General features: G+C 58.8%; 13 protein-coding genes. 6 read left to right on the plus strand and 7 right to left on the minus strand.

Annotation, left to right across the window (positions count from 1 at the left end; translation table 11 throughout):
* Positions 1-9: 9 nt before the first annotated feature.
* Positions 10-3,474 (minus strand): type I restriction-modification system endonuclease, encoded by a 3,465-nt coding sequence (gene hsdR, locus CRX69_RS08025; RefSeq protein ID WP_107321839.1) that lies wholly within the window; start codon positions 3,472-3,474, stop codon positions 10-12.
* A gap of 199 nt (positions 3,475-3,673) precedes the next feature.
* Complete coding sequence (locus tag CRX69_RS08030) at positions 3,674-4,690, minus strand: hypothetical protein (RefSeq protein ID WP_240539589.1); 1,017 nt, start codon at positions 4,688-4,690, stop codon at positions 3,674-3,676.
* A 174-nt stretch (positions 4,691-4,864) separates the two neighbouring features.
* On the opposite strand from CRX69_RS08030, the gene CRX69_RS27830 reads away from it, so the two are divergent.
* From CRX69_RS27830 to CRX69_RS08045, 4 genes are all read left to right on the plus strand, one after another.
* A complete protein-coding gene (locus CRX69_RS27830) occupies positions 4,865-5,581 on the plus strand; it encodes a hypothetical protein (RefSeq protein WP_240539590.1) in 717 nt (238 codons plus the stop codon).
* Positions 5,481-6,323 (plus strand): hypothetical protein, encoded by an 843-nt coding sequence (locus tag CRX69_RS27835; RefSeq protein ID WP_240539591.1) that lies wholly within the window; start codon positions 5,481-5,483, stop codon positions 6,321-6,323. The genes CRX69_RS27830 and CRX69_RS27835 overlap by 101 nt, the downstream gene beginning before the upstream one ends.
* 63 nt (positions 6,324-6,386) lie before the next feature.
* Entirely contained in the window at positions 6,387-9,755 is a 3,369-nt protein-coding gene (locus CRX69_RS08040) for a TM0106 family RecB-like putative nuclease (protein ID WP_107321840.1), read from the plus strand.
* Entirely contained in the window at positions 9,748-10,353 is a 606-nt protein-coding gene (locus CRX69_RS08045; protein WP_107321841.1) for an ankyrin repeat domain-containing protein, read from the plus strand. Before CRX69_RS08040 ends, CRX69_RS08045 begins: the two co-directional genes overlap by 8 nt.
* Here CRX69_RS08045 and CRX69_RS08050 read toward each other — a convergent pair.
* A complete protein-coding gene (locus tag CRX69_RS08050) occupies positions 10,319-11,194 on the minus strand; it encodes a BrxR family helix-turn-helix transcriptional regulator (RefSeq protein ID WP_107321842.1) in 876 nt (291 codons plus the stop codon). The genes CRX69_RS08045 and CRX69_RS08050 overlap by 35 nt on opposite strands.
* Positions 11,195-11,314: 120 nt before the next feature.
* Between CRX69_RS08050 and CRX69_RS08055 the strand changes: the two genes are divergently transcribed.
* Positions 11,315-11,572 (plus strand): hypothetical protein, encoded by a 258-nt coding sequence (locus tag CRX69_RS08055; protein WP_107321843.1) that lies wholly within the window; start codon positions 11,315-11,317, stop codon positions 11,570-11,572.
* Between the two features lie 9 nt (positions 11,573-11,581).
* A complete protein-coding gene (locus CRX69_RS08060) occupies positions 11,582-12,634 on the plus strand; it encodes an ADP-ribosylglycohydrolase family protein (protein ID WP_107321844.1) in 1,053 nt (350 codons plus the stop codon).
* Positions 12,635-12,968: 334 nt separating this feature from the next.
* Here the strand turns inward: CRX69_RS08060 and CRX69_RS08070 are convergent, their stop codons facing one another.
* From CRX69_RS08070 to CRX69_RS08085, 4 genes are all read right to left on the minus strand, one after another.
* Complete coding sequence (locus CRX69_RS08070; RefSeq protein ID WP_107321846.1) at positions 12,969-14,558, minus strand: dynamin family protein; 1,590 nt, start codon at positions 14,556-14,558, stop codon at positions 12,969-12,971.
* Positions 14,559-14,638: 80 nt separating this feature from the next.
* Positions 14,639-16,879 (minus strand): dynamin family protein, encoded by a 2,241-nt coding sequence (locus tag CRX69_RS08075; RefSeq protein WP_107321847.1) that lies wholly within the window; start codon positions 16,877-16,879, stop codon positions 14,639-14,641.
* Positions 16,876-18,963 (minus strand): dynamin family protein, encoded by a 2,088-nt coding sequence (locus CRX69_RS08080; protein WP_107321848.1) that lies wholly within the window; start codon positions 18,961-18,963, stop codon positions 16,876-16,878. The genes CRX69_RS08075 and CRX69_RS08080 overlap by 4 nt, the downstream gene beginning before the upstream one ends.
* Positions 18,953-22,657, minus strand: a complete 3,705-nt coding sequence (locus tag CRX69_RS08085) for a patatin-like phospholipase family protein (protein WP_107321849.1) — start codon at positions 22,655-22,657, stop codon at positions 18,953-18,955. Before CRX69_RS08085 ends, CRX69_RS08080 begins: the two co-directional genes overlap by 11 nt.
* Between the last annotated feature and the right edge of the window lie 268 nt (positions 22,658-22,925).

A 22,925-nucleotide genomic window follows, 5' to 3' on the forward strand; every position in this document is an offset into this window, starting at 1 on the left:
AGATCGGTCTCATCCCGTTTGTGCCCAAAGGTTGTCGTTCAGGGCATCCAGCACCACGCCCAGGTTGCCGCCGAGCATTTTGTCCAGCCGCGTGCTGCCGCCATCGCCCTTGAACGCTTCACCAATCTGCTTCTTGTCAATAATGACCTCGTGAACCAGCTGCTTAGCCAGGCGGTCCAGCCACTTACGCTGAACTTGAGTCCAAGGCTGCAGGGCGTAAATCGTCTCCATCGCCTTGGTTACGCGCTGCTCGAATGGCAGCAAAGCCTCTCCGAGGGCAGCGCGGCGGATGAAGCCGACGATACTGGCAGCGATTTCCTGGTTCGTCTGGTTGCGCCAGGCGCTTTGCAGGTTCACCTCGCTGTAGCCATGCCCGTCGAGCAGCAGGCGCACTTCGCGCAGTTGTTCACGAGTCAGGTCTTGCGGGCGGTTGATCACTACGCCGAGGGCCACCGACTGGTTCAACTGATTTTTGATGAAGTCGTTGAAGCTTTCCAGATAGTCCGCAGGCTTTTGGTAACTGCCGTAGTTTTGCTCACGGACCATCAGTTCGTCCGTGTGAGTGGAGATCACCGGATAGTTCAGCGATCCCAACAGGGCATTAACTGTGGCGAGCTGATCGAGCAGTTGGGCATGCTGTTGGATGAACTGGGCAGCTTGCTGTGGGCCGAGCTGGTGCAGGTGCTGATGCAGTTTGTCCGGGGCTATGCCCCAGGTGTTTTCCAGTTCGGCGAGCTTGGCCTTTAGGGTTGGCTTTTGCTCGGCCTTATGGCTGGCCTTACGCAGGATGCGCATGACCCGCTGGCTAAACTGGTCCAGGACGTCGTGGGCATGGCTAGTGTCCGGCTGGTTACCAGGAGCATCGAGGCTGGCTGGGTTAGTTAGCTCGCTGACCAGCTGTTCGAGGCTGATGTTCGGGTCTTTCACCAGCGGCTTCATTGTATCTACTGGTTCGAGGGCAGCGTACAGGTCAACTGGGTCATAGATCCTGAATACCGTCTTGCCGATTCCATCGCAGCGGCGAGTCGCGCGGCCCTTCATCTGTTCGTAGAGGATGCGCGAACGCACCCGGCGCATGAACACCAAGTGGCAAATGCGCGGTACGTCGATACCGGTGGTCAACAGGTCGACCGTGATGGCAATGCTCGGGTAGCGCTCGTTCTTGTACTGGCGGATCAGTTGTTTGACCTTGTCACTTTGCCCGGTGATGATCTGTACAGCCGCCTGGTTGTAATCCTCGCCGTGAACGTACTTGAAGGCTTCGTCGAGAAGGTTTTTGACCCGCTCGGCATGGGCTTGGTTAACGCAAAAGATCATCGTTTTTTCGTCGCCCAACGGGTCGAGCTCTTGTGCCAGTTGCTCGCAGATGACCTTGTCGAAACCGGGCGTAATCACGCGGCGATTGAAAGACTCGATTTCGAAGTCGAGTTCGTCCTCGAGTTCGGCGACATCCACCTCGCCGGTGCTCGTATCGATGACGCTGACGCTCTCGCCCTTGCCAAAGTGGATGCCATTATCGCTCAGCAGGGTCTTGTAGCGGATTGGCGGTTCATGATCGATCAGCCAGTCGTCAGCTACGGCCTCACGGTAGCTATAGGTGAATATCGGGGCACCGAAGACCTCGCTGGTGTGCTTGGCTGGCGTGGCTGTGAGGCCGATGCGGCAGGCGTCAAAGTAATCGAGCACGCGCCGATACTGCGACAAGTACTGGTTGAAGTCGCGCACCGCCAGTTCGCCTTCAGTCATTTCCTGGTCGAGGGTGTAACCGCGGTGGGCTTCGTCGACGATGATGCAATCGAAGGCATCGATGGGCGGCGGAGTATCCGACTGGAAGATGCGCTTGACCATGGCCTGTACGGTAGCGACCTGAACCCGTGTTTCTGCTTCGGCAGCCATGTCACCGAGTTCTTTGACGTCGTAAATTTGCGCCAGCGTGTGGTTCTGTTCCAGCGTCGCCTCGTTGAAGGCTTCAATGGCTTGCTCCCCCAGTGCGCTGCGATCAACCAAGAAAAGAATACGGCGAAAGCGCTCTGCCTTCAGCAGGCGGTACATCAAGCCAATGATCGTACGCGTTTTGCCGGTTCCTGTGGCCATGGCCAGCAGGCATTGGCGGCGATTGGCGGCCAGCGCCTGCTCGACGGCGCGTATGCCGTTTTCCTGATAGTCGCGCAGCTTGAGGTAGGCGAAGCCTTCCTGCTGTAGCTTCGCCTCGGCGTCTTCACGGCTGCGCTTGAGCAGGTCGAGCAGGCCGTCTGGTGTGTGGAAGTCCTGCAACGGCCGGCGCAGATTGGCCGGGTTGCGCAAGTCGCGAAACCAGATGCCGGACAGCTCGGCGAGTTGCTTAATGAAGGGGCGACCATTGCAGGCGAAGGCGAACGGGACCTTGAAGTGGCTGCCCTGGCCGTCGGCCCACCCCACGCTCTGCCCGGCCGGTTGCAGATCGTTAGTCACGATCAACTGGCGTGAATAGCGCTCGGCTTGGGGAATGCGGTCGGCTATGTTGACGCGCTTGCGTTTGGCTTCGACGATGGCGACAGGCATGAGGCCGGCAAACAGCACGTAATCAGCGTTCTCTTTCGCCTTGCTGGTTGGCCATTCGGCGATGGCCTTGTTTTTGCCCTTCTCGGGCCGAGCGCCGTTGCTGTAGGTAAGGTCGAGCGAATCGGCCTCCCAGCCCGCATCGTTCAACTGTTGATCGATGAGAATGCGGGTGAGGTCTTCGTTGAGATCGAACTGGCTGCTCGCCTGCTGGGTTTTGCGCGTGACCTGTTGGGCAGCTTGGGGCTGATCCTCAAGTTGTTGCTGCAGCACTTTCAGCCGCGCTTCGAAATCGGCTCGGGCCTTGGATAGCTCTGCCTCGCGCTCCAGAGCAATCTGCTCGTAGATGCGCGCTTCCTCGTTCATTTGTCCGGCGAGACTGGCTTGCTCTTGCTTTTCTTGCGCCAATAGCTCGGCTAACTGGTGGTTGCTCTCAAGTTGCTGACGGCTGTCGCCCAGCTCTGCACGTAGTTTTTCGATCTGTCCCTGCAGCTCACGCAGAGGCTCACTCGGATCGACCGGAACCGTGAAAGGCCCGGGCTTGAAGGCGCTGCCGCCCTTGCCGAATGACTGGTGGTACCAGATCGCCAAGGCGCGGGCGACCCTCAGCCCATCCAGTGCTTCGCGATGCAGGGTGCGGAATTCGTGGGTAGCCTTGTTGCCTTCGACTCGCAGCGTATGGAACAGGTTACGGATGTTGCCGTCGAGCTTGATTTCACGACTCAGGCGGTACAGCAGGTCAGCTTGGGACGTGGTGGCATCGAACTCAATGCCTGCTCTTACCGCCAGATCCTGGGCGAGCGCTTCGCCCAATTGACGCAGTTTGATCAGCGTCGTGTTGGGGTCACTGGAAAAAACTCGCTCGGCCATATTGGCAAGTTGAAAAAAGACCGAATCGTGTTCTTTGAAGAAGGCGAAGTTGCTGCTCTCTGCCATGTTCCATCCTTGAGTGAGTCACCGGTCATCCCGAGAGTGCCGACGCAATGAGGGCATAATGCCATGCGAAGCGTGGTGCGTGCATTACAGTGTGTGCTTACGAACGCTTAGAAAAACAGCCCCGTGTGGTGACAGGGCGCTTCTACATTTTATGCGACTGTGTCGATAACCATCACAGATCGTAGGTAAGCGCGCAAAGCTAATCCCCGGCGTACCCTTCAACCTCGCAAGGCTCCCAATAAAACGTAAACAGCACCAACTGCTCTACCGGCTCATAAAACATCATGATCAGATCCGCCCCCCAGCTCTGATAATGATAGGCGGGCACGCTCGCCACGTGATGAAACAGATGGCCAGCGGGGCTGCGCGGGTATCCGGCTGTAACTCCGTGTTCCTCGCTTTCCACATAACCAAGCGAAAGACTGGAAGTCGGAAATTTCGAGTAGTCCGCAACTCCGCCAATCTGCTCGACAAACGTCATCTGTTCAACGTCGTACAGGGGGACACTTTCGGCTAGCGCTGATGGGGAGAACAGGCGACCCGAGTTCCGATAAAGCTTTTTGGCCGCTTCATAGGCTGTTTTCTGATCCGCATACATTCTCTGCAAACTCAATCGCGCGTCCTCATACGGGTCGGCCAAATCCTGGTTGCCCGGATGAAGGAAGAAATAGCGCGGGTCGCCCATCAGGCGATACTGCCCTTGCTCGACCTTGAAACCAATCCAGTTGGTATGCACGAGCGGAGAATGCCACCAGGTCTCTTCGGTCGCTTGCCCCACAAATTGGTGTTCTGTCGGCTCCATGGGCCCCAGCATGGTCAGATGCCCGGACCATTCGGGATTGACCATACTGAGGTCGATGCCAAAGAACGGTTGCAAGTGATCGATGAGCTCCGCATGTTCGGGCACGAAAACTGTTTCGGGGTCCGGGAACGGGTACAGCCCATACGGCACCTCGGTGTAATCCGGCCAACGCCGCTCAAGCTCACGAAGCACATCTGTGGCCTCAGAGTCTTTGTGCAATCCTTTCCTGTAGTCGCTCACCAGGGATTGTGCCACAGCAAAATGCTCCGAACTAAGCTGCCCCAGATCATCCGCGGACACCACATGTCTGTAAGGGGCTCGCATCGACCGCACGATCGATCGTACACATTTCGCGGAGGCACTGTGGTCGTTGACGAGCACGTCCTTGTATCTGAGAAAGGCGGATTCGCTCATGTTTTGTCGTCCTTACTACATGTCCGTGAGTGCCCCCCATATTTTTGCCGGAGAGAATTTTTCTGAGCCTCATAACCTGTTCCAATTGTTTACCTGTATGAACAGACAACATGGACGGGCCCGGCCCTTTTGCTTAGGGTATGGCCATTCGATACTACCTGCAAGGCAGCCGGCATGAAGCATGAACAGTTTTTGCTCCAACCTGAAGTCGAGGCTTTTGTTGAATGGCTGGCGACGAATTTGCCAACCCTGACGTTCAAGCTTCGTTTCAAATCCAGCAAATTTGTACCGGGCGGTTTGCAGGAGGATGTTCGCGGTTTCGAGCAGGTGCTGGCACATTATCGTTGGAAGGCCAGTTGGCTGGATAGCAATCAGACATCGGTGGACTCGCAAACCTGGGCGCAAACGCAACGCTCTCTCGGTCAGCTTCGTGAGTGGCTCAAGAGTGCAGTCGAGCGGGGCGATGAGCCGCAAGCGCTGCAGGCGTGTTTGCAGATTCTTCGCTGGGGAGGCGTGCGCGGCGCCATTCCGTTTTTGCATCGTCTGGCCGACCAGGGTGAGTTGTCCGCTTATCTGCGAAAAATGGCCGGGCTCATGGCGCTGGATGGCGACAATGACCTGGATGAGCTTGACGCGAACAGCGTTGAGCGTTTCGACGCTGGTCTGACCAAGATTCACGCACTGCTCGATGCGTCGGGTTCGCCGATTTATGACAGCCGCGTCGGTGCTGCCATGGGCATGCTCTATTCGTTGTTTCGTGAGCAATGGACGGGGGGGGGGCAAACCGTTGTTGTCGTTCCCGTCCGGTGGCGCGCGTGGCAGCCAGATCCGCAATCCCGGAGCGTTTACCAACGGCTTGGCGGCGCCGCAGTTTTCTTCGATTCGCTATGAGGCATGGGCTCGCTGCCAGGTGCGCCTGGGGTGGATCATCCGTGCCCTGCTTGAGCGTACCGAGTGGTTCACCGACCAAGGCACGCTGCCTGCGCGGTGCCATGCGTTCGAGGCCAGCCTGTTCATGCTCGGCTATGACCTGCGCTGCTTTGGCGGGGCACTGAAAACTGCCGCGCTCCTGGAGGATGAGGACAAACCCGATCGCGAGAGCACGGGTTGGGTGCCGACGGGGAATACGTTCAATCGGGTGATCGCGGATTATCTGGAGTTCCGCCGCGACGGTGGGCAGCCGGATAAACCCTCATTCGTCGACTGGCAGGTAGCGAAACGTGCTGTGTCCCGCTCGACCGCGCAAGGCAACTGTTTTGCGTTTTCCATGCAGGAGTTCGACCTGTTCAACCGTTCACTCGAAGAGCTGGAGCGGATCGCCGCCGGTGGCGAAGACGGGTTGCGAGCGGCCTTGTCCAGCGAGGTGCTGGAGTCCTTCATCCTGGGGGAGGAGCGGGTCAGCGTGTGCCTGGTGGATGTATTGATCACGGGGCGGGCGTACCAGCGAGAGGCGACGGGCGGGGCGCGTGTCGAATCGATCCTGGCCGCTGGCTACGCAGGCACTCCCAATTCCGCCAATACGCTCATGGCCTTGGGTCGCAACGTCGGCAAGCACTTTGGGCTGCTCGACGCCGAGTATTTGCCAACGCCGCTGTTCGAGCAGTTCTTTGGCGAGTGCTCGCTGGAGGCCTGAGCCTCACATTCACTTCGATTACCGTGCAGCGGTCCCGGGCACATCACAGGATTAGTCTCGACCATGCAACTGCGCAATGGCACACGTCTTTATTCCGCCTCGGACCTCTGCGGTTTTCTTGAGTGTCAGCACCTCACGGCGCTGGATCTTGAGCACCTGCTCAACCCGATGGCAAAGACGCCGTCGAGTGAACAGAATCGCTTGATTCAGGACAAGGGCCTGGCCCACGAGGCGGCTTATTTGCAGCGCCTCAAAAGCCAATATGCGAATGTCGTCGACATTGCCGAGGGCGACCCGAGTTTTGCGCGCCGCGTCGAGCTGACGATTCTGGCGATGCAAGCGGGTGCAGACATTATTTTCCAGGCATCGCTGCAGGACGGTTCCCTGATTGGCCATGCCGATTTTTTGCGCAAAGTGCCGCGAGCGTCGGCACTGGGTGAGCACAGCTATGAAGTGATCGACACCAAGCTGGCGAAAACCGCCAAGGCCAAGTTCTTGGTGCAGACGGCACTGTATTCGCGCCTGTTGGTGCCGATCCAGGGTGTGCAGCCGCATTACATGTACGTGGTGCTCGGTGATGCGGCGCGCACGGAGCAGGCCTTTCGCGTGGCGGACTACGCCGACTATCTGGAACATGTGCTACAGAGTTTCAACGCCTTCACAAGTCTTGCCGAGCCGCCCGCCACTTACCCAGACCCCTGTGGGCATTGCGGGTTCTGTAGTTGGCGCGAGCGCTGTGACGAGCAACGCCGGCAAGACGATCACCTCTCGGCGGTCGCAGGTATCAGCCGCTCGCAGATCAATAAACTGCACCACGCTGGCGTAACTACGCTGCGCCAATTGGCCCAAAGTCCGGACACCTTGCGTGTCGCCAACTTGCAGGGGGAGTCGTTGAGCAAGTTGCGTCATCAGGCGCGTATGCAGCTGCAGGGGCGCTCCAGTGATCGACCTCTGTTCGAGCTGCTGCCGGCAGCCGGCGCGCACCGGGGTTTCAATCGGATGCCGTCAGCAGTCGAGGGCGATCTGTTCTTTGACATGGAAGGCAATCCGCTGGAAGAGGGCGGCCTTGAGTACTTGTTCGGGCTCTACATCAATGAGGGTGGCAAGCAAACTTTCAAAGCCTTCTGGGCGCATAGCCGCGCGGAAGAGCGAATCGCTTTCGAGCAATTCATCGACTGGGTGACCGCCCATCTCAAGCGTTACCCCGACGCGCATATCTACCACTACGCCAGCTATGAAGAGACGGCGATCAAGCGCCTGATGAGCCAGTACGGTACCCGCGAGGCACAAGTGGACGGCTTGCTGCGCAACGGCAAATTGATCGACCTTTACAAGGTGGTGCGTGAAGCGATCCGGGTGTCGGAGCCCAGTTATTCGATCAAGAACATCGAGCACTTTTACATGGCTCAGCGCGAGGGCGATGTGACCAATGCCGGCGCCAGCATCGTGTTTTATGAGCAGTGGAAGGAGACCGGCAAGTCGGCATTGCTTGAGCAGATCGAGCGCTACAACGAAGACGACGTGAAATCCACTTTTCTCCTGCGTGACTGGCTGCTGGGCATCAAACCGGCAGATGCTGGCGGGTTTTGCCTACCTGAGCCCGTCACCGTGACCTCCAGCGCCGAACCCACTGATGTGGAGATTCGGCTGGAAAGCTATCGCCAGCGGCTGCTCGATGAAGCGCACGCCGAGGACCCGGTGCGCGTGCTGACCTTCCAGCTGCTCGACTTCCATCGTCGCGCCGACAAGCCGACTTGGTGGCAAATGTTCAGTCGCCGCGATATGACTTCCGAGGAACTGCTGGAAGATATGGAGAGCCTCGCGGGTTTGCAGCGCACGTCGACACCGCGTGAACCGATCAAGCGGTCGTTCTTGTACGAGTACCGTTTTGAGCCGCAGGAGACCAAGTTGCGGACGGGCTCGAGAGGCCTAGTCGCCGAGACCCAGGCCAGCATCGAATTGCATCACCTGGACTTCGACCTGGGGCTGGCGACCTTCAAGGCTACGGAAGAAAAGGCTCCGCCTGAATATTTCGACATGATCCCCGACCGGCCAATCCCGACGGATCCGCTGCGCGACGCGTTGTTGCGTTATGCCGACAGCGTGCTGGCCGGCGGACAACGTTTCCAGGCCGTGACCGACTTCCTGCATCGACGTGCTCCACGGGTGAACGGCGTGGCGCCGGGAGCGCCGCTGCTCGACCCAGGCCTGCCACCGTTGGACGCCATCAAGCAAGTGGTGGGCAATCTGGACCAGAGCGTGCTTTTTATTCAGGGCCCGCCAGGCACCGGCAAGACTTACACCGGCTCGCACGTCATTGTCGATTTGCTCAAGGCGGGCAAGCGCATCGGCGTCACGTCCAACTCGCACCACGCCATTAATAACCTGCTGGCGGCGGTGGAAGCGCGAGCGCTGGAAGAGGGCGTCACGTTCAGCGGCTTGAAAAAGTCTGCGGACGGGGACGGCAATGAATTCGAAGGCCGCTGCATTCGCTCCATCGAAAACAAAAAGGCATTTCTCGCTGCATGCGGGCCTTCGATTGGCTTGACCGCCGGTACGGTCTGGATACTGGCGAACGAGGCGTTTACCGAAGAGTTGGACTACCTGTTCATCGACGAAGCCGGGCAGGTGAGTGTCGCAAACCTGGTCGCCATGGGCATGGCGGCGCGCAACATCGTGTTGATGGGGGATCAGATGCAATTGTCGCAGCCGGTGCAGGGTGTGCACCCGGGACGCTCCGGGGACTCCATACTCGACTACCTGCTGGACGGCACGCCCACCATTGCGGCGGATCGTGGCGTGTTCCTGGCAACCACCTGGCGAATGCACCCGGATGTGTGCTCGTTCATTTCCCAGGCGGTTTACGAAGGGCAGCTGTGTTCGGCGCCCGGCACCGAGCGACAGGTCCTGCTGCTGGACGGTCAACGTCCGCAGATACCCGCCAGCGGGCTGATGTTCTGCCCTGTTCAGCACGACGGCAACAGCCAGAGTTCGAACGAGGAGGCCACGCAGGTCAAAGCGCTTTACGCCTACTTTTTAGAGCAACGGTTTATCGACAGCGAGGGTGAGGAGCACGCGATCAGTATCGAAAACATATTGGTCGTGGCGCCGTATAACTTGCAGGTTCAAGTGCTCAAACATGCACTTCCCGCAGGTGCCCGGGTAGGTACCGTGGATAAATTTCAGGGGCAGGAAGCAGAGATTGTCATCGTATCAATGGCGACTTCCAACGAAAACTACCTGCCGCGTGACATCGGTTTTCTGTACTCGAAGAACCGCTTGAACGTGGCGGTCAGTCGCGCCAAATCCCTCTCCTGCATCGTTGCCAGCCCGGACCTTACCGCTGTCCGCTGCGTGACACCCCACGAGATGAGCCTGGTAAACGGTTTGTGCATGGCCGTCAGACACGGTGCGGTAGAAAGCCATGCTTGAGCACATGGAAGACAGAGCCGAGCTTGGCCTGAACGATTGGCACCTGTGTGTATTGCTCGACGTTATAGCGCCGCTCGATCCTGTGGGCATGAATCAGCGTGATCTGGCCGGCGATACGCCGCTGGACATGGCCTACCGCCTGAGCCGCCGGGAACGGATGGACACGCTTGAGTCACTGGGTGCGTTTGGCGATCGGCAGTTTCGCGATTGGCCCGGTTTGGGCACTTTCATGCCCCACGACAAGTACATTCACCAACCTGCCCGATACGGCAATGTCAAAATCCTGCACGCGCGTCACCAGCTCGGCGGCAGCCTCAACGACCGTGACGTGCTGGGCAATACGCCGCTGCATCTGCTGGTGACCCATGGGCACTTGAAGGCCGCCCGGTATTTCATCACTCACTACGCCAGATACGGCCTTGATCTGTACGCGAAGAACAGCGACGGCAATACCCCACGAAATATTGCCCAGCTCCAGGGCGAACACGCGCTGGCGCAAGCGCTACTCAACGCTGAGGTCGACAACAGTGTGCGAGCGCTGCGCGTCTGGCGAGAAATGGGTCTTAATCATGCAGGAGCCATGGACGCAGCTCCTTGATATTGCTGACCACGATCTGCTGGGCTTCGGGGTTGGTTGCCTGGTTTCTCGGGTCGACCTGATAGCGTCGCAATACGTACTTCACCAATGCCTTGCGACTGGGGACGACCAGTTGGCCATCCGTCATGCCGAAGTCGGTTTCGATGATGGCTTGCTGCGCGGCGTTCAAGCGGCCATCGGGGGTGAAGATGATCGGCACTTCGGTGTTCCACTCTTCATCCAGCTCGCGGGTGTCCTGCGACTCATCGAGCAGATCCGGTTCGCCGCGCAGGCGGCTGAGTACAAAGTCGCGGTACTGGCGGTTTTTCTCGCAATACGCGCGCACATGCCAACGCATGCCGGTGTAGACCAGAGTGTGAGGGGCAATCAGGCGGATTTCCACGTTTGGCGTGTTGAGCGATACGTATTCGGTTTCCAGGCGCAGACCATCGCGGCAAGCCTTGAGTAATGGACGCAGAACCTCCGGCCGGATCGGACGATCCGGGACTTCCAGTACCTTGGTATGGGCGTAGGCCAGGGCGAGCCCATCGATGTGCAGAGCGCGTTCGTTGTTCTGGTAAAGCAGATGCAAGTAGGCGCTGGCGCTGTCGTCGATAAACAGCGGCGAGAACGTCTTGCTGGGGACGTAGCCTTTTATTTTTTTGTCATATGTAAGGTTTTTAGGCGCATGTTCCGTGATGTACGTGTTGATGTCCTTGGACGCCTGCTGACGGCTGATGCCGAAGCTCTGGATCAGGTGTCCCGTGGTCAACCGGCCCTCCCACCAGGCAACGGTCTCGATCAAACGATAGCGAAGTGCCAGATCCCAGCGAACCTGCTCGATGGATTGCTTGCGTTTCATACCCTCTCCATGTGCGCGAATACTTTACCTGTATAAGTCTACATTCTAGACCTGTCGCTTAGTACTACATATCGTGTGTCTGGCATTCGAGATGAATTGAAGTCACGGAAGGAAGTGGACATGAGTATGTCGGAAATGGTTTCGACAGGGGCGTTTGTGATGATGGTGGCAATCCTGCTGGTGTTACTGCATCAGTGCCTGAGATTGCGTGAACTCTGGCATATGGCTCTGGGCTGCCAAAAAAATGCACGCACAGCGCAGATCTCTGAAGTGGAAAACCGCGAACTGCGTTCGGCGTTGCGGGCCGAGAAAGAGCACGTTCAGCAGTTGCAAAGAAAGTTGGTGATTTTGCAGGAATTGATCCCGGCAGAGGGATGAGGAAAGGACATGAACAGACTTGAACGGATCAAGGGTTGCCTGCTCGGCGGCGCAGTCGGTGATGCGCTGGGCGCCCCGGTGGAGTTTCTCGAGTGGTCTGCAATTGAAGCCAGGTTCGGTCCACAAGGTATCGTTGATTTTGCTCCGGCATTCGATACCCTCGGCGCCATCACTGACGATACGCAGATGATGCTTTTCACGGCAGAAGGTTTGCTGCGAGCCTATGTGTGCGGCAGCGCTCGAGGGGCTTGCCACGTCCCCAGCATCATTCATCATGCATTGCTGCGCTGGCTGATAACCCAGGACTACCCTGCGGCAATGCCGATCGATGTGGACGGCTGGCTGATCAAGCAATCGCAGCTCTGGTCTCGGCGCGCCCCTGGCACGACTTGCCTGGGTGCACTCAAGGCCAGTCCGCGGCTGGGCGCAGTTGCCGAGAACAACAGCAAAGGCTGTGGCGCCTTGATGCGCGTTGCACCATGCGCTTTTTTTGCCAACGCCTTTGACTACGCTGCCCAGTCGGGGCGCCTGACTCACGGACATCCTACGGGTTATCTGGCAGCCGGGTTGTTTGCCGATATTCTCCAGCGCATTGTCGATCGGCAAGACAGCCTGGAGCATGCGGTTACTCAGAGCCTGGCCAAATATGGACAGACGCCGGGTATGGAAGAAACACGCAGTCTCATTGAGCGTGTACTTTTCTTCTTTTACGAGGGCTATCAGCCGACGCCTCAACGGATAGGCGAGCTCGGTGGTGGATGGGTCGCCGAAGAAACGCTGGCTATCGGATTGTGGTGCGCCCTGGCAGCGCCTTCGCTTGAAGAAGGCGTGATCATGGCAGTGAATCACAGTGGCGATAGCGACAGTACCGGGCTCATCACCGGGCATTTGTTGGGTGCTCAGTATGGTGCTGCGGCTATTCCTGCTCGGTGGTTTGAGCCATTGGAGTTACGTGAAGTCATCGTGCAAGTTGCCGAGGATATAGAGCGTATTCCGCAGGAGTACTGTGGGTATGGCGGAGAGTTTGATCAGCGGATCGAGCAGGCATATCCCGCTTGCTGAGCGTGCTGAAGGAAATGACCATGTATAAATGTTCAGGAGAGCCGCAATGCCAATCAAACCCAAACCTTTCACTTTTGTGTGTGATGAGTGTGGTTGGAAAAAAACTGTAGCACCCCGAAGCGATGCATTGGGGCCCGGTGACTGGTTTGCTCGCTGCCCCAAATGCGGTAGCGAGGCGTTGAGCCATCGGCCAGCGGACGTTATCGATCGGACAGTGGCTGAATGGCTGGCTCGGCTGCGACGCTTATGAGTGCTCGTTGTGACGCGTAGTGATGTCATACGCTGCAGTCGAGTGTGTATCGCCTGCAACCTTCTCAGGTCGCTGGCGAAGCGCTCATGTTGCTGCGTGCGGATTGCGGATCGCCAGGGTGACATGCACATCATCCACAAGGCGAACTTCACCGTGCAGTAGACTGCCCTTGACCAGCACCTGCGGGTCGATTCGCAGGCCTGCGCGAATCATGCTGAAGCTCAGGCCAGTGGTGGCAATCGCGCTGCCGAACTCCACGATGATCTTTTTCACATCGAGCTTGATCGCCAGCACCCGAATCTCGAACTGCTCGCCAATGACTAGCGGACGATTGAGCCATGAGCGGCGAAATCGGTAGATCAGTTCGTGGCCGCGTTGTACCTCTTCGTCTTCGGCTACACCACCGACGATGCGGGTTATCGTTTCAAGCATCTCCTGCTTGAGTTCACCGAAGGCGCCGACCATTTCGTTGAGTCGGCGCTGGTCATTGCGTAAGCGTTCGATCTGCTGCTTTAGCGTTGCACGCCGTTTCTCAGCCAAATTTTCGGCGATAGGCAAGAGCTCGTTCAAGGCAGCCAGTAGCTCACGGTTATTGGCCACAGCATTACTGTTGTGGGCGACGATGGCGTCCATTACTCGTGCGCAGGCCAAACGCTTCTGGGTGCGCTTGCGCTGGTTATTGAGCGTATCCAGCCAGGCGCGTACGTCATCGCCGGCAACGTGCTGACCCGTGAGATCACCCAGTGGGGCGGCCCAGGCCATCAGCCCGGCTCGGATGATGCCAGCCTCGTCGAGTGCCTGCGCTGTGCTGTTGAGGATCACCTGGATGCGTGAACGACCGACCAGATCCGCTTGGGTGACGACGAAGAAGATGGGTTTTGGGTGGTTGAGGGTCCGCAGAAACTCCAGGTCATCACGGCGGATGGAGCCATTCTTGGCACTGAGCAGCCAGATCACGTGGTCGGCGTCGGCCAGTTGGCGCTGGGCGATCCGTGCATCGCTATGCATGGCGTCGTTGCGGTCAGCCTTGCTGTAGCCGGGCGTGTCGAGGAATGCGAGGCGCTGCCACAGGCCGGGCAAATGGATCATCAGCAGGCGCAGGACATGAGCGAAACCAACCTCCACGCCGAGCGTTTCCTGGTAATGCTTCTGGAAGGCATGGGTGATTGCCTGCAGAGCGCTGCGATCCAGCGCGACCTCCTGGGTGAAGCTGTTCAGCGCAATGATTTCCTCACGCTCACCCTGCACGATGTAACTGGGAATCGCGGTGGTGGGCTCAAGCGATTCAGGTAGCACATCGACACAGAGCAGACTGTTGAGAAAGCGTGACTTGCCCGCACTGAAGCCGCCGCCGACACCAATTACTGTCTTGTTGGCCAGGTCGGGGAAAGCAACCAGGTCCTCCAGCGACTGCTCAAGCGCCACCAACTCGCGATAGGCTTGTGCCTCGGCCGGATAGTCGTCGCGTGCGGCGAGATTGACGAAGCTCTGGTGGATCAGTTGGTGCAAACGGTGTAACTGCCGACGATGTTCGCTGTGGATCACGCCCTGAGGCTGGGCGATCAGTCGGGTGATAAGTTGGAGGCCCAGTGCCGAATCTGCCAGATAAGGGTTGGCAGTTTCGGCTTCGGCGGCCTCCAGTTCTTCGAGGGAGAAGCTGAAATCAAGGGACATTTAGAATTCTTCTGTTTGCAGGCCACTGTCTCGTGTTGGCTGATATTTCATCGCGGTATCAGGCGCTCGGCACTTCACCATCACAGCGCCGCCAGTGCTTTTGCTACCGCCTGGCGGGCTGCAGTGATCTGCTGGATGCTCTGCTCCTTGTTGGCGATGTCTTCTCGCAAGTGGGTCAGGCTCTGCTGGATGTCGCGGCTCATGTTTTCGACAAAGGTCTGGCCGGTGCTGCCCAGGCTGTTTTCGATAGCCTCCACCTTGCCCTTCACTTCGCCTTCCAGGTCGCGAATGATCGCGGCCACAGCTTCGCGTTGGGCCTCCTTGAGGCCGTTGATCTGGCTCTCTGAAACCCGTTCGCTGCCAAACGATTTAATGATGCTGATGCTGTAGTCCTTGTCGCCGAAGCTAACATTCGGAATGGTGATGCGGCGCAGGCTCTTGTTGACCTCTGCCAGCATCAGTTCTGCATCGAAGTCGGCGCTGCCGGTGTCGAACAGTGACATCGCCGCGACACCCACTTTTCGGCGCAGCTCATCGAGATCGACGCAGCCGATGATTGCCTTCTGCAGAGCCTTGGTGGTCTGCAAGGCGAAAACCTGGACCTGTTCGATGGCATCCTGGGCGCTGGCGTAGGTGGTGACCACGTCGCGGTAGCGCGTTTCCCAGTCATGGCCGAAAAAACCGCCGAACCACGAAGTGTCGACCTGATAACTCTCTGTGGTTGTCTCTCGAACAACCTGTATTCGTGAATATTTCTGTGCCTGCTCGCGAATGTCTGTCTTCAACAGCGCGAACTGCTGGCTGGCTTTGACCAACTGCTCGTCAAACACGCCTTCCAGGCGCGCCTTGCCGCCTTTCATACGCCTGAGCATGTCCTGCTCGATTCTCTCCAACTCCCCGATGTCGCCGTTGCGAACCTGTTCGCTACGCGCCTGCAGGCTGAGCTCAATCTGTTGCAGGCGTTCACGTGTTCCGTTGTGCACGCCTTCGATCAGATGCTGTTCCTTGCTGGCGATCAGGTGCTGCTTGTATTCGCGCTGGGCGAGGATCTCGTCGCGTAGCGCCGTAATGTTGGAGAGTTGCCGCAGGCTGTTCGGTTCAAAGGCAAAACCGGTGGCGGTGCATAGCTGATCGAGTTGTTCGCGGTCTTCTTCGGACAGGGAGTTGAAGTGCTCGGCGACCAGCCACGCCCAGCTGGAAATGAATCGTGGCGCGGATTTTTTGACAGCGCTGAGGATGCGCCGGGTCTTGTTGTCCTGGCCGGGCTGGTTGATCTGCGCCTCCAGCGTCAGGCTGGCCTGATCCGTCATTTTCTTGTCCAGCAGCTGCAGCATCGCACCGGTTCGTACAGCAGAACGTTTCTCGGCGGGTGCCCGTTCGGCGAGCTTGCTGGCTGTGATGGCTATGCCACGATCCTGGCGCAGGGCGAGATCGCGCTGCGAACCGACCAGGAACACCGCCTTTTCGTCGATACCCGCTTCGGGTAGTTGCTCGCGCAGCACCGCCATGTCGGAGGAGGTGAGGAACTGGCTGACTGCCGAGAGCAGAAAGATCACGTCGCACTGGCCAAGGAAGCTACGGGTGATTTGGCCACGGGAAACCACCGGGTCGTTGAAACCGGGGGTATCGATTATTTCTAGGCCCTGCAGGCGCTTGTCGTCGACATGCAACACGGACATCTTGGTGATGGCGGTGAAGCGTCCGCCGCTGCCAACATATTCCTGCAGTGCATAGGCCAGGTTTTCTGCGCCACCAGCGACGTCCAGTACCTCGGTTTTACCCAGGTAGTCGTGTACGTCGAGGCCCTTCCTGCGTGTCATTTCCACCAGCTCTTGCGAGGAGCGGATGGCTTCGGGAACGTGGCGATCGATCTCCTCCGCTGTGCGCGCGCGAGGTGTCGCGAGAACTTTGGCGAAAGGGCTGTCGCTCTTCGGCGGCTCCCTCAGCTTGCGCTCTGCTTCGGCATAGGCCTTGGGGTACTCGTTGGCGCGTTGTTCGATGTCGGCCCAGTCGTCGGCGCTGTAGAACACCACTTCAGCCTTGGCCTTGGGGGCGTAGACAATCTTGGTCAAAGCAGCGGTCATCGGCGTGTCAGCCTTGGGCAGCAGGTCGCGGCCGAAAAAGGCAGCATTGAGGAACGAAGACTTACCGGCCTTCATCTGGCCAACGACAGCGATGCGCAGGTCGCGACCGCTCTCGCGCGCAGCGTGGAGATTGACTTCAAGCCCGTCGAGCAAGGTTTTCAGACTACTGAGTTGTTCGGCGTCAATAACAGTGGCATGCGGGGTTAGCGAAGCCAGGGTGAAAGTTTTGGCGGTCATAGCGAATTTTTCCCGAGAATTTTTTGCCAAGTCGCAAATGTGCCAGGCGACCAAAAGGGGCCAATTGCTTGTTGTTTCTTGAGCAGTGAAGATGCTTTGGCATGATCTTGTGCAGCCGCCTTCTCCAGCCAGCTGATAGCGTGAGCGGAGTTTTTTCTCAGTCCTTCGCCGTTTAAGTAGCGACGGCCAAGTTCAAATTGGGCATCGGCATGCCCTGCCTCGGCCGCTGTGCGGTAAGCCACAATGGCTTTTTCCAGGTCCTGGGAAACACCCAGGCCTTTTTCGTAAAGTACCCCTAAAGCGTATTGCCCGGCGGGGCTGCCATTTTTGGCTGATCGTGTGATCACGTAGAAGCGGGCTTCCTCGTGACCTTGCCTGGCTGCTTTTTCAAACCAATACAGTGCCTGCTCGTCGTCTTTGGCAATCCCTTCTCCCCTGGTCAGGCAAATGCCCAGGTTGTATTGAGCCTCGGCGTGTCCTTGCTCCGCGGCCTGGAGGTAACAGGCGATGGCGCTTTGCAGATTTTCTGGAACGCCTACACCGTTCTCGTAGCAGACGCCTAGGTAGAACTGGGCCTGCACATGACCCTGGTGTTTGGCCTTGCGGTACCACTGCGCCGCAAGGCGTTCGTCTACGCACACGCCTTGCCCAAGCTCGTGATAGATGCCGAGTTGAAACTGGGCAGCGGCGTTCCCCTGTTCTGCGGCGTGCTGGAAGAAGACAGCCGCTGAGTCGTAATCGCCTTCCTCATGAAGTGCCAAGCCCTTGCCGTAGAGCTCTTCGATGGAAAGCGCATCAATGGCCAGGTCACCGATGATCTGCGCGATGATTTCCTGCATTTCGTTCTTTAAAACGGTGAAGGCGTCGACAAGTTCGGCAAAGACTTTCTGCCGGGTACGTTGCTCCTGGAGCAGTTCCTGTAGCGTTGCCTGTTCACTTTGAGGCAGTTTTTCCTGAAGTGGCAGAAGGGTATTGAACAGCGATAATTTTCGGCGGCTGTTGGACAGGTTTTCCCGGTTGTGCTGGATATAACCGTCTAGGACACGTTCGCAAGTGCGCCTGTGGTGGGTGTACTTGGGAGCCTCGTCCAGCGTTTGGAGCCACACGCGAATATCGTCACCAGCAATCAACGCTCCCTGTTCGGCTCCCAGCGGTGCTGCCCAGGCCATCAGTCCGGCGCAAGGAATGCCCGAAGCCTCGATCGCCTCTGCGGTGCTGTGCAGGATGGCGTCGATAGAGGAGCGGCCGACCAGATCGGCCTGAGTGACGACGAAGAAAATCGGTCCGGGATGATCGAGACTGCGCAAAAATGCCAGATCGTCCTGGCGAATCGAACCGTTCCTGGCGCTGAGCAGCCACATCACATGATCGGCTTCGGTCAGTTGCTTGAGGGCAATGGTTTCATCGCTGTCAGTGCTACCAAGGGCGTCTACCTTGCTGTAACCAGGCGTATCAAGGAAGGCCAGGTTGCTCCAGGCGAAGCTTGCGCAGTGGAGCATCAACAGCTTGAGCACGTGGGCAAAACCGAACGCCTCGTCGAGACTGTCGCGGTAGTGGCTGGTGAAGGCGTGGGTGATGGCCTGCAGGCCGTCGCGGTCCAGTCGAATCTGCTGGTTGAAGGTGTTCAGCGCAACGATACCGTCTTCGCCACGGGTGATGAAACTGGGAATCGCCGTGGTTGGCTCCAGCGACTCCGGTAGCAGATCGACGCCGAGCAGGGTGTTGAGCAGGCGCGACTTGCCGGCGCTGAAACCACCCCCGACGCCGACCACGGTCTTGTTGGCCAGGTCGGGAAACAGAGCAAGGTTTTCCAGTGACGCTTCCAGCGCCTGCAGCTCGCGCAACGCCTGGGCTTCACCGGGAAAGCTGCCTTTGGACGTAAGCTCGATGAAGCGCTCATTGATCAGTCGGTGCAGCGCGGCGGGCAGTTGCTGCCGTTGCGCCTTGCCCACGTTCGGACGTGGCTGTCCGACCAGGCTGGCAATCAGTTGCAAGCCTTTACCGGGATCTCTCAGGTAAGGGTTGGTGGTGGCCGATTGCGCGGCCTCCAGCTCTTCGAAGGATAAGCTGAAATCAAGCGACATTGGCGCAGGCCTCCGCAGGTCGGGATTGTTGCTGGCGGCTGTGGTCGAGCAGTCGAGCGACGCTGTTCAGCGCCTGTTCGGCCTTGTCCTGGATATGTTGCTTGCGGTCACGGTCTGCTACCAGTTGCTGTTCGATGCGATCGAGGTTCTCCCGTTGCGTCGTCAACTGCGCGGCTAATCTGTCGCACATATCGCCGATGAACTGACGGGCATGCTTGTCGAGTGCATCGGGAATCAAGCCTTGCAACTGGCTGATGACCGTTTCAATCGCCTCATTGGCTTTGCCTTCGGCTTCGCTCTCCTTGTTGCTGCGCGAAGCGAACAGGCCGATCGCACCGCCAACTAGGCCGCCGATCAGGGTGCCAACCACCGGCACTATGGTGCCGATAGCCGCCCCAGCTGCTGCGCCGGCCGCTGAGGCACCCAAACCATAGTCGGCCTCTATTCCCGCCGGGCCGTCGCCGGAGAGTTGCGGCCCCTCAAAGGCGCTGAACTCGATATGACTGCCCAGGCGTTGGCAGGCGTCCATGAGACGCGGGGTCAGGTTCTGCTCAATGGCCAACTGGCAAGCGTTACGTGCATCGGCGGTGAGCAGCGGACCAATGCCTTGGCCAGCCAGCAGCATCTGTTTGTAGGCCTGGCGACGACTGCGCAGGTAACTGTTGACGGTGGCCAGCACCTGATGGCTGATCGCTGCGCGGCAGTCGCGTAGCAGGCTGTCCTGTTCGTTGGCATGGTTTTCTTCGAGTCGGGCCATGCCCTTGTCGAGGATCTTCTGCTGTTCGAGCAGTTGCTCTGCGCTGGTGTCCATCGCCAGTTGCTGGCGAATCAGGCGTTCGGCCTGAACCAACAACGCCTTGATCTGCGCAGCGAAGCGTTCTTGGAACAGGATTGCCTTCTGGGTTTCGAGGCCGGCGAGCAAGTCTTCGAAGCCACTCAGATCGCCCTCACGCGCAGAGCAGCCACGGGTCGGTTGGCTTGAGTCTAGGCCGGCCTGTTCGGCGAGGGAGCGGCGCAGGGGTTCGCGCTGCTGACGGCTGTTCAGTGCCTCCTGGCAGACCAGTAGGGAAAACGTCTGACCCAAGGAGCGCTGGCGATCAATGAAGGCCAGCTCGTCGATACCGACCTGACTGATACGGGTGACGCAGAGGATGCACGACACAGCTTCTCCGATGTATTGCTCTAGCGCACGTTCATGTTGGCCGTTGCTGGAGCCCAGGCCCGGCGTGTCGACCAGCACCAGATCAGGGTGACGGGCGAGGGCAGTGCGGCACAGGTGCAGTTCTACGAACAGGGGTGGCCGGGCGGTAGTGCGCGGATCGTCGAGTAGCGCGGCGTAGGCTGTGAGCGGTTTTTCCTCGCGCCGTACCTGGCCAGTCCCGGCGTCCTCCAGCCAGTGGATCACCAGCTTTTCCGCGCCCGGTTCGGCGTAGTGGAATTCAGTGGCCAGACTGGTGCAGGCGCCGAGGTCGTCCTTCTGAATATCCTCGCCCAGCCAGCAGTTGAGCAGGGTCGACTTACCAGCACTGAACTTGCCGATCAGCGGTACCTTGAGGTGGAAACCGGTGATCTGCTGGCGTAGGGCGTTGATCTCCCCGGCGAAGCTCTTGGGCAGGATGTTTTCCCCCAGCAGGTCGTCAAGCACTTGCAGTTGCCCCAGCCAGTGCTCCTTGTACTGACTCAGGTCGCTGCTGCGTACCACCGAAAATCCGGCGCACTGGAGGTGGTAGAGCAGTTCGGCGAGAAAGTCCCAGGCGGGTAGCGCCGTTGCCGCGCCATACCCCCAGCGTGCCGTTACGCTGTCGGTGTCCGTCGGCGCAGTACCGCCGCGTAAATCAAGCAACCAAAGGGCGGTCGGGTTGAACAGGTTAGCCTGGGGCAGCGCGGCCAGTTGCAGGGTAAGTGCCTGCAGACAGGCCGGTTGCTCGCTCAACTGGGTGCAGAACTCGCCGATCTGCACGGGGTGAGCATGATCCAGCCCGACGAGCAGGCACATTTCTTTGAGGCTGTTCAGCTCGTGGACTGTCCACTGGCCGTCGGTGAGGCGAAAGAAGTCGTTGGCCAGACAGCTGAGACGCAAGGCCGCAGGCAGTTCGCTGAGCGCCTTGCCGTCAAGATGACGCCTATTGGGATGTAGTAGCCAGTCGTGCAAGCGGCTGGTGCGTTCCAGGGCGTCGAGGCGGTTCTCATGTATACTCAGGCGGTCGCGTAGCTTGCAGTAGACTCCGGCCAGCGAGCGGTAGACGCGCCGCAGATCCTGATTATGACGATCTCCCAGTCGCTGGATTTCGGCGAGTGCGCCGTTCAGGCGGTTTTGCAAGGTGCAGGCGAACTCGAGGGTGATTGCACCTTTTTCCTGAACTGCAGCAATCAGGCGCAGGGCGGCGAATTGCGCCTGGGCCACGTCGCGGACATTCTCGGCGGCAATCTGCTGGTTTTTGCCGGTGATAGCGCCCATGAAGCGCGACAGTAATCCCTGCTCACGCAGGTAGGTGGCGCGTCCGCTGACTGGAGAAAGGGTGGCGAGGGCGTCCAGCACCGAGATTTCGACCGCCCGGCGGTTGTTGCTGTTCTGGGCCAGGAAACTGTCGACGGCAGTTTCGAGTTGCTGACGCTCGATGTCAGCCAGCAGCGCAGTGTTGTCCAGAGCCAGGTGCTCGAGTGCGAGAGGCATATCGTCGTCGGCCAGGTCGAGCTTCTGGCTGAAATCGTCGTTGCGAACTTGCCGGTCGAAGTCATGGATATCGTCGACAGCCTTGCTGTGTTTACGGTCCACGTCGTACAGGTTGTCGCTGAGCTTGCGCTCCTGTTCGGCGGCCAGGCGGGCGCGCTCCCACAGGGCTTCGTACTGAGCTTCGTTGTCGAGGAACAACTGCAGGTGGCGGAAGATCTGCAGGCCGTCGGCATAGCCCTGTTCCATGCGCCTTGCGGCTCCTTCGTTGGAAAAGTCGAGGGTGGCGGTGACGCCGCCCAGACTGTTGGCAGGAACGATCGGCAAAATGCGCACCCCGGGATAGTGGCGCGGGTCGATGCTCAGGTCGTCGGGCGACAGATACACCACCACGATGGTGTCGCAGCCGGCCTCGATCAGTGGCCGGATCGGGGTGTTATCAATCTGTTTATGCGGCAAGCCCCAGTAAAAGCCGCCATCGGTATAAATGCCGTCGTCAATGGCGACCTCATCGAAGATCAGGGGCAGGGCCGCCGTACCGAGCAGCATGTCCGCTGCAGTGTGGGTGTCGCGTACCGAGAGGTAATCGACCCGGTTGGCGGCAGTGTTGTGCAGCGCCACGCTCAGCGGCAGCGCCGAAGAAGCCAACCTGCCTGCGTCCAGGCCTTCGGCGATCATGCTCTTGAGGCCATCTTGCTTGAAAAAGCCTTTGGTACTGATCAAGTGGCTGAGCATCGGCGAGATCACGCCGCTTGTTGTCAGCAGCGCCAGTCGTGACGCCAGCCCTGGCACGTCCTGTACGGAAAGCATGTTGCGGCTTTCGATGTTCAGCCACATGGATTTGGCCTGATCGAGTTTGTCTTGAGCGAACATCGCGCCGTTGAGACCACCTACCGAGGTGCCAGAGATGGCGCTCAGTTGGCTGTCCAAGCCCAGGTCGCGCATAGCCTGCCAGACGCCGATCTGATAGGCCCCCTTGCCGCCGCCGCCAGATAGGGTAAGACCGAGTTTCCTGAATTTCATGCTCTGCTCCATGAGGGGGGCGGCGTCTCTAAGAGGGCTCGTCCGAGTCTTCCAAATGAGGGATAGCGAGGGAGGGGCGGTACGATTTTTCGGAAGGTCAGGGAATCGTCGCTGCCCGATAACTCACTGCAGACGGCCTCTTTTGTCGGGCGCGGGGGGAGGGGCATTCCAAGTTCCTTTTGACTGAAGCAATTTCCATGGTGGCGTTCTGCCCTTGAAGGCCGGTATGCTGACTTTGTGTGAAAGATTTTGCAATTGGTCAGACGCG

The organism is Pseudomonas rhizophila (assembly GCF_003033885.1).
Taxonomy (GTDB): domain Bacteria; phylum Pseudomonadota; class Gammaproteobacteria; order Pseudomonadales; family Pseudomonadaceae; genus Aquipseudomonas; species Aquipseudomonas rhizophila.